The following is a 13,082-nucleotide window of genomic DNA, read 5'->3' as shown; positions in this document are numbered from 1 at the left end:
TTCCTGTTCAGGAGAGGAGTTGCGTCAGCCGCTCCGCGGCCGCCTTGAGTTCGGCGGCGACCGATTTCACCTTGCCGGCTGGGAGCCGGTGGATTGGTGCGGCCATGTTCAGCGCGTAGTGGCCGTTGCCGGTGAACGGCAGCGCCACCGCGACGGAGCCCACACCCTCCTCGCTCTCCTCGCGATTGACGGCGAAGCCGTCGATGCGCACCCGCTCGATCTGTCGCAGCAGCTCCGCTCGCGACACGATTGAACGTTCCGTTACCGGCGGCAAGTCTTCGTTTGGGTAGAGGCGGTACAGCTCCTCCGCGGAGAGTGAGGCGAGGAGCACCTTGCCGGTCGAGGTGGTGTGCGCGGGGATCTGCTTGCCGAGGCGCGACGCCACTCGCACGGCCGCGGCCGGTTCGGCCACGGCAAGGAAGCGAACCCGCCCGCCGTCGAGCGATCCGAGGTGCACGGTTTCGCCGAGCCGTTCCGTGAGTTCGTCGAGCACCGGTTTCGCGATGCGCGGCACATCCATTTTCTGCAGAATCGAGAACGCGATGGTCGTGAGCGCGGGTCCCGGACGGTACACCTTTAACGTGGGGTCCTGTCTGACGAAGCCGCGCCACTGCAGCATGGCCAGCAGCCGGTGCGCGGTCGAGGACGCGACGCCCAGATACTGTCGCACGTCGGTGAGCCGCAGCTCGGTGTTCTCCCCGAAGAGCAGCAGAATCTTCAGCGCGTTGTCGACGGACTCGATGGGGTACTGCGGAGGCGGGCCGGCCTCGGGCGTCTGGCCCATGTTCAGGTTCTGCACAACAGAAACGTACCTTACCGCTCATCGTTCAACCACCAGGCCGGGCCGCTGCGGCATGCTCGCGGAGCGCCTGGGCCTGCTCAACCATGACATCCCTGGTGCCCCCGCTGGCGATCGTGCGCCGCGCGAGCATCTGCAGACGGGGCCAGTTGACGGTGACGACCCCGACCAGCGAGCCGCCATCCGCGTAGAGAGCAACCCAGCGCTCGCCGTCGATCACGACGACGACGTCCTCCGCCTGGGTGTACCCAGACATCTGGATCTTCGAACCGAACTGGTCGCTCCACACGGCGAACGACGGATGGTGGGCGGCTGCGCCCCCCGGGTCGACCACGGCGCGCGCGACCACCTGAGACTGTTCGACGGCGTTCGTCCAGTGCTCCACCCGAACGTGGGCACCGCGGCCGGGCGCGAACCAGCGCGAAACATCCCCGACCGCAAACACGTCTGGCACGGGGTCACCCCACGCGTCGAGCGCGCGCCCGGACGCATCGCAGAGCACCCCGCCGTCGAGATGAATCGGGGAATCGAGGAGCCACTCCACGTTGAGCTCCACCCCGATTCCCACGAGCACGGTGTCGGCGTTCAGGCGCCGGCCATCGCTGAGCGTGACCCTCAGCGAGCCAGCTTCCGGTGATACGTCCGTGACGCCCACACCAAACTCGGTGGCGACCTTCGAGCGGTGCCAGTCGGCGAGGAGGGCCCCCACCTCGCTGCCCAGGATGCGGGCCAACGGCGTGGCGAGAGGATCGATCAGGGTCGCCTGCACCCCGGCCGCCTGCGCGGCCGACGCCAGCTCCGCGCCGATGAACCCGGCGCCCACGATCGCCACGGTCGACCCGGGTACCAGCCGCTCACGGATGGCCGCAGCGTCCGCCATCGACCTGAGGGTGAACACGCCGGTGAGACTCGCCCAGGCGGGTCTGCGGGCGCGAGCGCCCGAGGCGATCACGAGCTGCGAAAACGGGAACCGCTCACCGGACTCGCACACGACGGTGCGCGCTCCAAGGTCGAGCGAAACGGCACGTACCCCGAGCCGCAGGTCGATCTCGAGCTCGTGCGCCTCTCCCTCGCCGAACAGGCGCACGTCGTCGGCGGAGGCCGCGCCCGTGAGCAGGTTCTTCGACAGGGGCGGCTTGTCGTAGGGCTCGGCCGACTCCGCGTCGAGCATCGTGATCGTGCCGGCATAGCCCTCCGCCCGCAGCGCCTGCGCGGTGCGCACCCCGGCGACGGAGGCGCCGACGATCACCACGCCGGCACCGCGGTCGTCAGGGTGGGCCGGCCGGGATGCGCGCGTGTCTGCCATCACGCGTCCGTCACTCGCAGCGCCGAGACTGGGCACGACCGCGCGGCCGCTTCGACGCGCTCGCGCTGATCGTCGGGCACGTCGGTCTTCAGCAGCACCACGAGCCCGTCGTCGTCGATGTCGAAATAGTCGTCGGCGGCGACGACGCAGTTGGCGTAGCCCTGACACAGTGACAGGTTCGCTGTGACGATCGCCATGTCATCTCCCCTCAGTGGTTGTCGACGCCGGAGACCTCGGCGTCATACGTGCCGGCGCCCTCGACGAACAGCGGCTCGAAGGGCCGCGCGATCATCGCCGAGAACGTATCCGGGGTCTGCCAGGTGAGCGCCTCCAGCTCGATCGGGTCGATGGCAACCCATTGGCCGGCCCGCGGCGCGTCGATCAGCAGGCGCGAGCCGTTGCGCGTCTCCACGCGGCGCACCGTGATCTCGGCGAACTCATTCGCGATCGTGATCGGGTCGCCGACCTGGCCCGCGAGCAGCCGTTCCCGCTCCTGGGCGGCCCTGCGCGCGGCGTCGCGGTCGACGGCCTCGCCCTCCCATTCGAGACTCATAGGAAGATCGCCAGGTTCTGCGTGCGCAGCACCGACTCGTCGACGAGGATGTGGCGACGCGCGAGCATCCAGCGGCCGTCTACCTTGCGCAGCAGGTCGTCGCGGCCCGCGGAGATGAGCGAGGGCTCGTTGACATCGCCTCGGCTTCGAAACAGGAGCACGGCCGAGTCGACCGCAATCTCGTTCTCGACGTCGGTGCGGAAGGTGCGGACATTGGTGATGAAGTGGCGCAGCCGCGAGGGCGGGTCCTCGGTCCAGGCGTGCTCGGTCTGGAACCGGGCGACCCGCCGTTCGAGTGAGTACCGGTTCTCGTCCCAGTGGGCCATGCCGGGCGACGTGCTGTAGCCCGCCCCGAGGGCGGTGGTGACCCGCACGGGCATGAAGTAGTGCACGTCGTGCGCGATCGATTCCAGCCAGGTGCCGTAATCCTGCGCGTCGAGCAGATACGACTCGTTGACCAGCCACCGGTGCGCCTCGAGGTGCAGCTCGTCGCTAAACGACAGCGCCTCGCCTGTGCGCATCGTGGTGGGGGCGTGCCGAGCGAGCGGGGAAGAGTTTGCGTGCGGTCGAAGCTGCGCCATCATGCTCCCTTCGAGCTGTACTGGTCGAGTTGGCCGTTGGTGATGCCGACGGCATGGGAGGGAGCGACGACGGGCGGCTTCTCGAGATGGTCCGCCCACTCCTGGAGGAAGTTCCTCTGGTTGTGCTCGCTGTAGCCGACATAGGCGCTCCCCGCCCCCGAAAACTCCTCACGGGTGAGGGCGGGGACCACCGGGGTGCCGTCGTTGAGCATGCCCATCCGGCTGTTCAGCAGCAGCCGCCGCGCCATCGAGCCCTTCGCCGTGTTGGTAAGCGACACCCAGTTCTCGACGTCGTCCTGCTCGAACATCCCCGTCGAGCCGAAGCACATCAGGTATGCCTTGTACGAGAGCTCCTTGAACTCTTCCGGCGCTTCCGCGTCGACGGCGAACCACGACATGACCTCGGTCTCGTTTTCGCTCACCGGCTGCCACATGCGGAGCGAGATGAAGGGGACGACCTCATCGCCCTCCTCCTCGACCTTCGGCCAGTTGTGCACGAAGCTCATGTTCGGGAAGAGCGAGGCGGCCGAGATCATGAAGGCGTCCTCGCCGATCAGCTGCAACTGGTCCGTCGACCACAGCTGCTTCATCCTCTCGATCATCTCGGGCGGGTAGCCGATGTAGGCCAGCCGCTCCTCCAGGTCGCCGGGTGGCAACTTGTAGGTCGTGCCGCCGCCGCGGCCCGCCCAGTACGTCATGCCGTCCTTGCGCTTCTCGGCCTTCGGTTCGCGGAACAGGCCGATCTCGACGACGGAGGTGTGGGTTTGCGGCGTGTGGTACATGTCGCCCGCAAAGTTCTCGACCCCGATCTTCCAGTTCGCCTTGATGCGCCAGCGCTGGGGGCCGCGGAGCTCGATGCCCGAGGCGCTCTGCTTGGTGTAGTAGTCCAGGTAGAACTTGAAGTCGCCGAGGTACTCGTCGAGCGGCATTGCGTCCGGGTCCATGTTCACGAAGAGCAGCCCGTTGTAGTTGGCGAGGTTCGGGGCCGGCAGGAGCGTCGCACCCTTGCGAGCAAACCCCTCTTCGCCGCCGTAGGCCTCCTTGTGAAATGGCAGGCCGATGATGCGGCCGTCGTTCCGGTAGGACCAGCCGTGGTACGGGCACCGGAAGTGGGAGGCGTTGCCCATCTCGGCCCGGCACACCTGCATTCCGCGGTGCAGGCACATGTTGAACAGTGCGCGAATGGTTCCCTGCTCGTCGCGCGAAATGATGAACGAGTCCTCCAGGACCCGTCGCACGACGTAGTCCCCGGGCTGAGGAATCTCGGATTCGTGGCCCACAAACATCCAGGCGCGCGAGAAGAGCCGTTCCTTCTCGAGCTCGAAAATCTCGGCATCGTTGTAGATGTGGGCCGGAATCATCCCGCGCCGCACGTCGGCCAAGACCTGTTGAATGGTGTCCATACGTTCTCCACTGGGGTAGTCCCCGGATGCTGGGCTGCAGTCCAGAAGTTCTGATTGTCTGTCTTACAGAATAAGACTCTACACATCAGAATGCGGTGATGCCAGTGCTTGACTTATCTGCCTCGGAGAATTATATTCTGACAGGCAGAGTAGCCGGTCTTCGCTCTCTGCACCAGAGTGAGAGTAGGAGCACGACATCAATACGACTCCCCGACACGTGAGAATTCTCGCCGCCGGCCAAAACTGGATGGACATCGGCGGGCTTGTCGCGGTCGGCATGGCCGGCTACTACAGCAAGCTCCCGGACGGATCCACCGTGGCCGCCGTCTCCGGCAACCCCGGGGAATTCTGCATGGCGGCGCCGCGACTCGTCGCCGACGGCACCTACGACCTCGCCATCACGACACCAATTTGGTACGTCGACGCCGCAATCAAGGGAATTGCACCCTTCACGGAGCCCCTCCCGCTCAGCGTCATCGGGGTGTTCCCCCACGATGACCGCCTGATGTTTGCGGTGCGCACCGAAACGGGCATCCGCAGCCTTCATGACATCCGCGAGCGGCAGTACCCGCTCAAGGTCTCGATGCCGACGCCAGAGATGAAGCACCCGGCCGGCTGGGTGGTCGAGAAGATCCTCGCCCACTACGGCATCATGCCGGGCGATATCGAGCGCTGGGGCGGCGAAATCCTGAGCGACCGCCCGAAGAACATGAACTCGCCCCATGCGACCCCGGTCGACCCCCGCTTCGACGCGGTATTCGACGAGGCGATGATGACCCACCGTTGGAAGAAGATCACGGACGACCACGACATGACCTTCCTCCCCGTCGACGACGACGTGCTCGACGCGCTCGAACGGGACGGCATGCAGCGGGGCACGGTGAGCGTGGGCAGATTCCGCGGCGTGGAGGCGCCGGTGGCGACCGTCGACTTCAGCGGTTGGGCGATGATCGCACGCAACGACCTCCCCGACGAGGTCGCCTACCTCACCGCCGCCGCGCTCATCGAACGGGCCGACGACATCACCGCGCGTTTCCAAGGACCGCACGGCGCCATGACGTCGCCCCTCACCCTCGAGACCCTGACCGATACGTCCCTGCCCCTCCACCCCGGGGCCCTCGCATATTACGAGGAAGTTCGCCACAACAACGAGAAGGAAAACCGATGACAGAATCCACGCTCCAGAACCACGACGCCGCCCCGGGCACCCGCTTCGCCCGCACCGACAATCGGTTCGGCTTCACGGGCGTCGACCACGTCGCCCTGCCGGCGCTCGACATGGACCGCATGTATAAGTTCGTCCAGGAGGTGCTGGGCGGCGAGGTCTACTACGTCGCCGGCTACAACGACGCCGATGCGGAGCTCGGCCGCTCGAAGCATGTGTTCATGCGCGTCGGCACCACCCTCGTGCAGTTCGCGTCGCCCCAGGATGGCGTGCAGAAGGTTGGCAAGGACGACTTCAACTCCTGGCCGCACTGGGCTTTCGGCTGCACCGCCGAGGGCCTGCGCGACAACGTCGAGCGCCTGCGCGGGCTCGGCATCGGCGTATTCGGCCCGGTCGAGCACCGCGGGGTCGAGGCCGTTTCGGCATACTTCACGAGCCCGGAAGGTCACAAGCTCGAACTCGTCACCTTCGAGCCCGAAGCCACGGCGTATTCGATCGGCGTCGCCGGCGCCCCAGGGGTCGGCCACCCCAACTGGACCGAGCTGTTCCACTCCTGGCCTGACGCCTGACGCCTGACCCGCGAGCGCGAGAGGCCGCCAGCGTTGCCGCTGCGCGGCCTCTCGTCGCTTCCGGCGCGTTTCCCACCACTCATCCAAGGGTAGGTAGCAATGACCGCAACAGACCTCGAGCTCGCCTACGATCTCGCTCTCGCCAACCGGATCCTGGTCCGCCACGGCGTTCTCGACGCCTTCGGCCACGTGAGCGCGAGAGCCGCATCAGCTCCCGACCACTTTCTGCTGTCCCGCAACAAGGCCCCCGCACTCGTCGAGCCAGCCGACATCTTGCTGCACGGCGCGGACGGCAGCGCGGGCCAGGGGGAGCGACTGTATCTCGAACGCTTCCTGCACGCCGAGATCTACCGAGCGCGGCCCGACGTGATGGCAATCGTCCACAGCCATTCCCCGGCCGTCATCCCGTTCGGGATCGTCGAGGTTGACCTTGAGCCCGTCATTCACACGGCGGGGTTCCTCGCCGAGGGGGTGTCCAGGTTCGACACGCGAGCCGAGTTCGGCGAGACGGACCTGCTCATCCGTAACAGCAAGATGGGGGCGAGCCTCGCCGGCTCGCTGGGGGCGTCATCCGTCGCGCTCATGCGCGGCCACGGCTCGGTGGCGGTCGGCGCCAGCGTGCAGCACGCCACCTACCGGGCCATCTACACGGAGATGAACGCAAGGGTGCTCTCCACTGCGCTGGCTCTGGGTAGCGTCGCGACCCTCAGTTCGGCCGAAGGTCTCGCGGCAGATGTCACAAACTCGGGTCAGATCGAGCGGCTCTGGGCCGTGTGGGGCGCTGACGTTCGGTTTGCCGAGTATTACGACACGCTATCGCCGGTCGCCGCGAGCGAAGGCTTTCCCGCGGGCATGCCGTCGTAGCCCAGAAGGGCCGCCACCGGCGACCGCGAATTCCTGCGAACCAGCGGGGGGAGGGACCCGCCCGGGACTGCCCTACGCCTGCGGGACGGCGCGCAAGACCTCTTCGAGCCTCGCGGCCGCGGCGTGCAACTGGCGCGCCACGTGCACCTGGTCGCGTTGCGACATCCGCGATGTGGGCCCGACAGCGTTGATCGCCGCAACCGTCTGGTCGTTCTGATCACGCACTGTCGTGGCCATGGATACGACGTCGTCAGGGCGGAAGTTGAGGGCGTAGCCACGCTGACGAATCTCAGCAAGCTCAGCCCGCAGGGCCGGCACGTCGACCCCTTCTGCCTCGATCTCGGCGAGAATCGCCTCGAGTCGGTCGTCAGGAAGGTCGGCGAGCAATGCCCGCCCCGTGGCGCTGGTGTGCGCCGGCGTGACCTGTCCGGTACGGTCGGTCACCCGGAGCGCGTTGGCGCCCTCCGCCCCGATGAGATACCGCACATTCGCGCCCTCAAGTTGGGCAAGATGAACGGTCTCGTTGAGCGAGACCGCCAGGTCGGCGAGGATCGGCCGTGCGTGCACCCGAATGTCCATGCCGCGCACCGCAGCCAGGCCCAGGTCAACGAACACCGGCCCGGCCACATAGGTTCGATCTCCCTTGACCTGGCGGACGAAGTCATACGGCGCCAATCAGCCGCCAGGGCGGGCCGCCGCGACGGTCACGGTGCTCGACCGGCGCAAGACCAAACCCCGCAGGTACTCCTACGACGCCCTCATGGTGCTCCGGCGCATCTGGGCGGTCTCCGGCGGCCTGTGCGGGAAGTACCTGGCCGCCTCGATGGCCGAGTGGATCGAGGCGATGGAACGCCACGGCGCCCTGGTCGAGGGCCAGGACCGGTACTGCCCGGTGGTGCGGGCCGAGCTGCTGGCGATGAGCGCGGCCACCACCGACCGGTACCTGGTCCCGGCCCGGGCCAAGGACCCGGTGCACGGCAAGTCCTTGACGAAGCCGGGGTCCTTGTTGCGCACCTCGGTCACGATCCGCAAGGCCGGTGACGAGGTCGAGGACGAACCCGGATTCTTCGAGGTCGACACCGTCGCCCACTGCGGGCCCACGCTCAAGGGCGAGTTCGCCCGTTCGGTGAACTTCACCGATGTGCACAACGGCTGGGTATTCACCCGCGCGATCCGCAACAACGCCCGCGTGCACATCCTCGCTACCCTCCAGACCGGATTCGACACGATCCCGTACCTGGTCAGCGGCCTGGACTTCGACAACGGATCGGAGTTCATCAACCACGACGTGGTCAACTGGGCCGCCGACAAGGACATCTTCTTCACTCGCGGACGGCCCTACAAGAAGAACGACCAGGCCACCATCGAATCTAAGAACGGGCACCTGGTGCGCCGCTACGGGTTCTACTACCGGTACGACGCCCCCGCCGAGCTGGTGCTGCTGAACCGGCTCTGGCCCCTGGTTGTTGCGCCCCGGGTTCATCGGAGGCTCGCGGTAACCCGTTCGCTGTCTGCAACGGGCGCTTGGGGTGAATCGTAATGCTCCTGCTCCGCCTCGACCGGAGGGATCATCCCGATCGCGGAGTGCAAGCGGCGGTTGTTGAACCAGTCGATGTATTCAGCAACCGCGAACTCCAGATCATCGATCGATCTCCAGGGTCCGCGGTGGCGGACGAGCTCGGCCTTGAAGAGCGAGTTGAAGGCCTCGGCCAGAGCGTTGTCGTAGGAATCGCCCCGGGACCCGACCGAGGCGACCGCGCCGGCCTCGGCGAGCCGCTCGGTGTAGCGAATCGCTCGATACTGAACGCCCCTGTCGCTGTGATGCGTCAGCCCCGAGGTGCTTCGCCCCTCACGGCGCCTGGTCCAAATGCCCATCTCCAACGCGTCCAGGGCCAGATCGGTGCGCAGGCTGGTCGAGAGTTGCCAGCCGACCACGCGGCGAGAGAACACGTCGATCACGAACGCGGCATAGACCCAGCCGGCGAACGTGCGAACGTAGGTGATGTCGGCGACCCAGAGCTGATCGGGAGCGCACGCGATGAAAGCGCGCTCCACCAAGTCCAGAGGCAGCTCTGCAGGGTTGCCGGGAACCGTCGTGCGCGGACCTCGACGCCGTGTCACCCCGCGCAGCCCATCACCACGCATCAGCCGTTCCACCGTGCACCTGGCGAACGTATGCCCCTCGCGACGAAGCTGCGCATGCACTTTGCGCGCCCCGTAAACGCCGAGGTTCTCTGAGTGCACTCGCCTGATCTCGGTCAACGCGGTCTCGTCTTTCACCGCCCGCGCGGACGGCTCGGCGGTCTTGCGCGCGTAGTACGTCGATGGGGCGATCGGCAGTTCCTCGCAGATCGGCTCGACCCCGAACTCGTCCTTGTGCGTGTCGATGTAGTCGACCATCAGCTGTGTGGGCGGTCGAGCTCCGCCGCGAAGAAAGCCGATGCACTGCGCAAAATCGCGTTCGCTCGACGCAACTCGCGATTCTCCCGCTCCAACTGAGCGATGTGCTCCGCGTCGTCCGTCGATCGTCCAGCACGTCGGCCTTCGTCGACCTCGGCGCGGTGCACCCAGCCCCGCAGCGTGTCGCTCGGGATCCCGAGCTGCTGTCCGATCCGCGTGCACGCGCCCCGGCGGCCACCGCCTTCGTCACGGGCGGCGAGGACCAAGCGCACGGCCCGCTCCTTCAACTCCGGCGGGTATTTCCTCAGCTTCGGCATGCTCCTCATCCTTTCGGGATGTCAGGAGCCTCCACCAGACCCGGGGCGCAACAGGTCAACGACCGGCTGAACTACCTCACCCCCACAAAGAAGCCCGCCGGCTGGGCCACCGACGCGGTCGGGCGGCGCAAACGCCTCTACGACACCCCGAAAACCCCATACCGACGGCTGCTGGCCTCCGGAATCCTCAGCGACACCCAGCAAGCCGAACTCCGGGCCCACCACGACAGCCTGGACCCGGTGGCCATCGCCACCGAAATCGACCGGATCCAGCAACAACTGATCCGCCTGGCCGCCGAGAAGACCCGCGAACTCGAACGGGAAGTACAGGCCGTCACCGCCCACCCCAACCCCTCGGGCATCAAGCTCCACCGCCGGCAGGCCAGCTAGATTTCCCGGGGACTTTTATCTGAGGCACGGCCCACCGTTCCCGGGGAATTGACTGTAAGGCACTACGGTCACCAAGGCCGAGCTGGCCGAGGCATACCGGGCCAACGCGCTCCTGGACGCCCACCACAACGATCCCGAGTTCGGATACCGGCTCCTCGTCGGCGAAGCCGCAGACGCGGGCGAGGCGATGTGCGAGCGGACCGCGTGGCGGATCTGCCGCGACAACCAGTGGTGGTCCGTCTTCGGCAAGAAGCGCGCCAAGAACGGCAAGCGTCCGGGACCACCGGTCCACGATGACCTGGTCCAGCGCGACTTCTCCGCCGATGACGTCAACGAGCTGTGGCTGACCGACATTACCGAACACTCCACCGACGAGGGCAAGCTCTACCTCTGCGCCAGCAAGGACGTGTTCTCCGGCCGCATCGTCGGCTACTCGATCAGCGACCGGATGAAAGCACGGCTCGCGGTGAACGCCCTGGACAATGCTGTTTCCCGACGCGGCGACGCCGCCGGATGCATCGTGCACTCCGACCGTGGATCGCAGTTCCGGTCCCGGAAGTTCGTGCACGCCCTGAACCGTCGTCACCTCATCGGATCCATGGGCCAGGTCGGTGCTGCCGGGGACAACGCCGCGATGGAATCGTTCTTCTCCCTTCTGCAGAAGAACGTCCTGGACCGCAAGCGCTGGCACACCCGTGAAGAGCTTCGGATCGCGATCATCACCTGGATCGAGAGGACCTACCACCGCCGTCGTCGGCAGGCCCGCCTGGGCCGGTTGACCCCCATCGAATACGAGACCATCATGAACCCGGCCGTGAGCCTCGCGGCCTGAAACCCGAACTGTCACCTGTTCGTGCGGCAGCCCCCACAGATCAAAACCGACGCTCAGTTCTAGGCGAGAAAGGAAGCTGCTGGCGCACCAGAGTGCAGCAGCTGCGGAACTGCCCGTCGCTCTCTGCCCCAGCCGAAACCCTCTGCCAAAACCCGGTTACGACCCACCTTTATGGCGGGCCCGATGAGGCGCACTGCAACGATCCACCGAAAACGATCGATTCTGAGCAGGCCGAGCAACGCGCGGTACACACCGCGAGATGTCGGGGAAACTTCGGTGCTCAAAACCCTTGTCAAAACCCTATTCTGCGCAAAACCTCTACTATAGGTTTTTGAGCAAGTCGGGTAGACTAGAAACAACGAGGGAGGCCACCATGAGCGTCAAGACCGCCAGCACCATCTCCGCGGCCGAGCGCGAGCTGCGCGAGCGCGTCGTGGCCGACGCCGCCCACAGTTCCGCGATGGAAGGCCTCGCGGCCGGCGCTGAGTACCGCGCCGACGCGGCCGCCTACGCGGCGGGGGAGTTCGACGTCGACGAGCTGGGACGCCGCACACGGGCCCGCTGGGGCCTTGCCTGATTTCGTCGACCCGTACCTCGAGCCCGCATCGGGCATTCTCCGCAACCGGCTCGGCTTGACCGACCGCGCCACGCTGGATCGCGCTGAAGCGGAACTGACCGAGTGGCGACGGGCCGAGATGATCACCCGCCCGGTGAAGGTCACCGGAGATCTCCGACAGCTCCAGGCAATCCACCGGCAGCTCTTCCAGGACGTCTACGACTGGGCCGGCCAGCTGCGCACCGTCGACATCCGCAAGGGCACCGACCCGGGCGCGGAGTTCTTCATGCCCGTGTCTCGGCTGGAGTCCGGCGCCGGGTTCGCGTTCGCGGAGCTCGCGGACGAGCACCAGCTGCACGGCCTGGACCGTGACCGGTTCGTAGATCGCCTGGCGCACCACTACGACCAGGTGAATTACCTCCACCCGTTCCGGGAGGGCAACGGCCGCACGCAACGAATCTTCTGGACACAGATCGCCGCCGGCGCCGGATTCGACCTCGACTGGAGCCGAGTCACCGGGGCGGAGAACGACCAGGCGTCACGTGCCGCTATGGAACGCCAGGACTTCACCGAACTGCGCGGGATCTTCGACCGCATCGTGCAGCCCGCCGCGGGAGGCCGGCTCACCCCGGAACGGATGGAGCAGCTGCGCGCGTTCGCCAACTTGAGCAGCAGCGTCGCGCCGGGACGCTCCGCACCGTCGACGTCGACGGGCCGCTCGCGCCGGCCGACGACACCCGGCCGAGAAGCGGAACAGGGGAGGGACCTATGACCGTCGTCGGATATGCCCGAGTGTCCAAGCGTGAGCAGAACCCGAAGGCCCAGGAGGCCGAGCTGCATGCGGCAGGAGCGGAGCGCGTGTTCGTCGACCACGGCGACTCCAGCCGGGTCAAGGATCGCCCGCAGTGGGTCGCATGCATGGACTACCTCCGCGCCGGCGACGTGCTGTTGGTGCGCCGCCTCGATCGGCTCGGCGGGACCGAGCGCATCCTGATCGAGACGCTGCACGAGCTGGAGGACAAGGGCGTCGACATCAAGAGCCTCACCGAACCGGTGATCGACACCACGACCCCGATGGGACGCGCCCTGTTCGGCATCGTGGCCGTGTTCGCGCAGCTGCGCGTCGACACGATCCGGGAGAACACCCGGCTCGGTCTGGAGTACGCACGCGCCCAGGGCCGCGTCGGCGGTCGCCCCACGGTGATGAGCGCCGAGCGCGTCGAGGTCGCGCGCCAGATGCGCGCTCAGACCCCGCCGGCGACGTGGGAGACGATCGCCAAGACCTTGCACGTCAGCTCCGCCTCCGTCCGCCGCGCGCTGGCCCAGACCGAGAAGGTGAGCAGGTAG

At 66.8% G+C, this 13,082-nt stretch carries 15 protein-coding genes, 2 pseudogenes and 1 other annotated feature; of the genes and pseudogenes, 9 read left to right on the top strand and 8 right to left on the bottom strand.

Going from position 1 to position 13,082, the window contains the following annotated elements:
• Nucleotides 1-7: 7 nt before the first annotated feature.
• From FHX53_RS05430 to FHX53_RS05405, 6 genes are read right to left on the bottom strand one after another with little or no spacing between them, the layout of a single operon-like run.
• On the bottom strand, nt 8-799 hold the full coding sequence (locus tag FHX53_RS05430; RefSeq protein WP_343050839.1) for an IclR family transcriptional regulator: 792 nt from the start codon (nt 797-799) through the stop codon (nt 8-10).
• 28 nt (nt 800-827) lie between these two features.
• Nucleotides 828-2,051: an FAD-dependent oxidoreductase gene (locus tag FHX53_RS05425; protein WP_182490333.1), complete on the bottom strand. Its 1,224-nt coding sequence runs from the start codon at nt 2,049-2,051 to the stop codon at nt 828-830.
• 53 nt (nt 2,052-2,104) lie between these two features.
• The gene (locus FHX53_RS05420; RefSeq protein WP_182490332.1) at nt 2,105-2,302 is read right to left on the bottom strand and encodes a ferredoxin; all 198 of its coding nucleotides are present in this window, start codon (nt 2,300-2,302) and stop codon (nt 2,105-2,107) included.
• Between the two features lie 11 nt (nt 2,303-2,313).
• Nucleotides 2,314-2,658, bottom strand: coding sequence for a hypothetical protein (locus tag FHX53_RS05415; protein WP_182490331.1), 345 nt, complete (start codon nt 2,656-2,658; stop codon nt 2,314-2,316).
• Nucleotides 2,655-3,179, bottom strand: coding sequence for a 3-phenylpropionate/cinnamic acid dioxygenase subunit beta (locus FHX53_RS05410; RefSeq protein ID WP_246335497.1), 525 nt, complete (start codon nt 3,177-3,179; stop codon nt 2,655-2,657). Before FHX53_RS05410 ends, FHX53_RS05415 begins: the two co-directional genes overlap by 4 nt.
• 59 nt (nt 3,180-3,238) lie before the next feature.
• Nucleotides 3,239-4,642, bottom strand: a complete 1,404-nt coding sequence (locus FHX53_RS05405; protein ID WP_220476214.1) for an aromatic ring-hydroxylating dioxygenase subunit alpha — start codon at nt 4,640-4,642, stop codon at nt 3,239-3,241.
• A gap of 217 nt (nt 4,643-4,859) precedes the next feature.
• Here FHX53_RS05405 and FHX53_RS14005 point away from each other — a divergent pair, with 217 nt between their 5' ends.
• The 3 genes from FHX53_RS14005 to FHX53_RS05390 all read left to right on the top strand — a co-directional run bounded on the left by FHX53_RS14005 (nt 4,860) and on the right by FHX53_RS05390 (nt 7,240).
• Nucleotides 4,860-5,810 carry a TAXI family TRAP transporter solute-binding subunit gene (locus tag FHX53_RS14005; RefSeq protein ID WP_206495076.1) on the top strand — a complete coding sequence of 317 codons (951 nt, stop codon included), beginning with the start codon at nt 4,860-4,862 and terminating at the stop codon, nt 5,808-5,810.
• Entirely contained in the window at nt 5,807-6,376 is a 570-nt protein-coding gene (locus tag FHX53_RS05395) for a VOC family protein (protein WP_182490329.1), read from the top strand. Before FHX53_RS14005 ends, FHX53_RS05395 begins: the two co-directional genes overlap by 4 nt.
• A 99-nt stretch (nt 6,377-6,475) precedes the next feature.
• The gene (locus FHX53_RS05390) at nt 6,476-7,240 is read left to right on the top strand and encodes a class II aldolase/adducin family protein (protein ID WP_182490328.1); all 765 of its coding nucleotides are present in this window, start codon (nt 6,476-6,478) and stop codon (nt 7,238-7,240) included.
• Nucleotides 7,241-7,312: 72 nt separating this feature from the next.
• Here the strand turns inward: FHX53_RS05390 and FHX53_RS05385 are convergent, their stop codons facing one another.
• Complete coding sequence (locus FHX53_RS05385) at nt 7,313-7,915, bottom strand: IclR family transcriptional regulator (RefSeq protein ID WP_182490327.1); 603 nt, start codon at nt 7,913-7,915, stop codon at nt 7,313-7,315.
• Here FHX53_RS05385 and FHX53_RS05380 point away from each other — a divergent pair.
• Nucleotides 7,884-8,780: an integrase catalytic domain-containing protein gene (locus FHX53_RS05380; protein ID WP_246335496.1), complete on the top strand. Its 897-nt coding sequence runs from the start codon at nt 7,884-7,886 to the stop codon at nt 8,778-8,780. The two genes, FHX53_RS05385 and FHX53_RS05380, sit on opposite strands and share 32 nt — an antisense overlap.
• On the opposite strand, the pseudogene FHX53_RS05375 reads toward FHX53_RS05380, so the two are convergent.
• Nucleotides 8,720-9,957: pseudogene (locus FHX53_RS05375) on the bottom strand (IS3 family transposase). The gene FHX53_RS05380 and the pseudogene FHX53_RS05375 sit on opposite strands and share 61 nt — an antisense overlap.
• Nucleotides 9,566-9,679 (bottom strand) — a sequence feature (AL1L pseudoknot). Its footprint overlaps the pseudogene before it by 114 nt.
• A gap of 18 nt (nt 9,958-9,975) precedes the next feature.
• On the opposite strand from FHX53_RS05375, the gene FHX53_RS05370 reads away from it, so the two are divergent.
• The 5 genes and pseudogenes from FHX53_RS05370 (at nt 9,976) to FHX53_RS05350 (ending at nt 13,082) form a co-directional block, all read left to right on the top strand.
• Nucleotides 9,976-10,347, top strand: coding sequence for a transposase (locus FHX53_RS05370; protein WP_182490326.1), 372 nt, complete (start codon nt 9,976-9,978; stop codon nt 10,345-10,347).
• Between the two features lie 67 nt (nt 10,348-10,414).
• Nucleotides 10,415-11,179: pseudogene (locus tag FHX53_RS05365) on the top strand (IS3 family transposase); the annotation flags it as partial.
• 373 nt (nt 11,180-11,552) lie between these two features.
• Nucleotides 11,553-11,756: an antitoxin VbhA family protein gene (locus FHX53_RS05360; protein WP_182490325.1), complete on the top strand. Its 204-nt coding sequence runs from the start codon at nt 11,553-11,555 to the stop codon at nt 11,754-11,756.
• Nucleotides 11,749-12,507, top strand: coding sequence for a Fic/DOC family protein (locus FHX53_RS05355; protein ID WP_182490324.1), 759 nt, complete (start codon nt 11,749-11,751; stop codon nt 12,505-12,507). Before FHX53_RS05360 ends, FHX53_RS05355 begins: the two co-directional genes overlap by 8 nt.
• Nucleotides 12,504-13,082, top strand: coding sequence for a recombinase family protein (locus tag FHX53_RS05350; protein WP_182490323.1), 579 nt, complete (start codon nt 12,504-12,506; stop codon nt 13,080-13,082). Before FHX53_RS05355 ends, FHX53_RS05350 begins: the two co-directional genes overlap by 4 nt.

Source organism: Microcella alkalica (genome assembly GCF_014137945.1).
Classification (GTDB): domain Bacteria; phylum Actinomycetota; class Actinomycetes; order Actinomycetales; family Microbacteriaceae; genus Microcella; species Microcella alkalica.
The sequence above is the reverse complement of the archived record's forward strand: the minus strand, read 5'-3'. Positions and strand labels throughout refer to the sequence as shown.

Excerpts from the sequence above, each read along its gene's own strand:
- FHX53_RS05420 (WP_182490332.1), bottom strand. The coding sequence starts at position 2,302 with ATGGCGATCGTCACAGCGAACCTGTCACTGTGTCAGGGCTACGCCAAC.
- FHX53_RS05415 (WP_182490331.1), bottom strand. The coding sequence starts at position 2,658 with ATGAGTCTCGAATGGGAGGGCGAGGCCGTCGACCGCGACGCCGCGCGC.
- FHX53_RS05410 (WP_246335497.1), bottom strand. The coding sequence starts at position 3,179 with ATGCGCACAGGCGAGGCGCTGTCGTTTAGCGACGAGCTGCACCTCGAG.
- FHX53_RS05405 (WP_220476214.1), bottom strand. The coding sequence starts at position 4,642 with ATGGACACCATTCAACAGGTCTTGGCCGACGTGCGGCGCGGGATGATT.
- FHX53_RS05395 (WP_182490329.1), top strand. The coding sequence starts at position 5,807 with ATGACAGAATCCACGCTCCAGAACCACGACGCCGCCCCGGGCACCCGC.
- FHX53_RS05390 (WP_182490328.1), top strand. The coding sequence starts at position 6,476 with ATGACCGCAACAGACCTCGAGCTCGCCTACGATCTCGCTCTCGCCAAC.
- FHX53_RS05370 (WP_182490326.1), top strand. The coding sequence starts at position 9,976 with ATGTCAGGAGCCTCCACCAGACCCGGGGCGCAACAGGTCAACGACCGG.
- FHX53_RS05360 (WP_182490325.1), top strand. The coding sequence starts at position 11,553 with ATGAGCGTCAAGACCGCCAGCACCATCTCCGCGGCCGAGCGCGAGCTG.
- FHX53_RS05350 (WP_182490323.1), top strand. The coding sequence starts at position 12,504 with ATGACCGTCGTCGGATATGCCCGAGTGTCCAAGCGTGAGCAGAACCCG.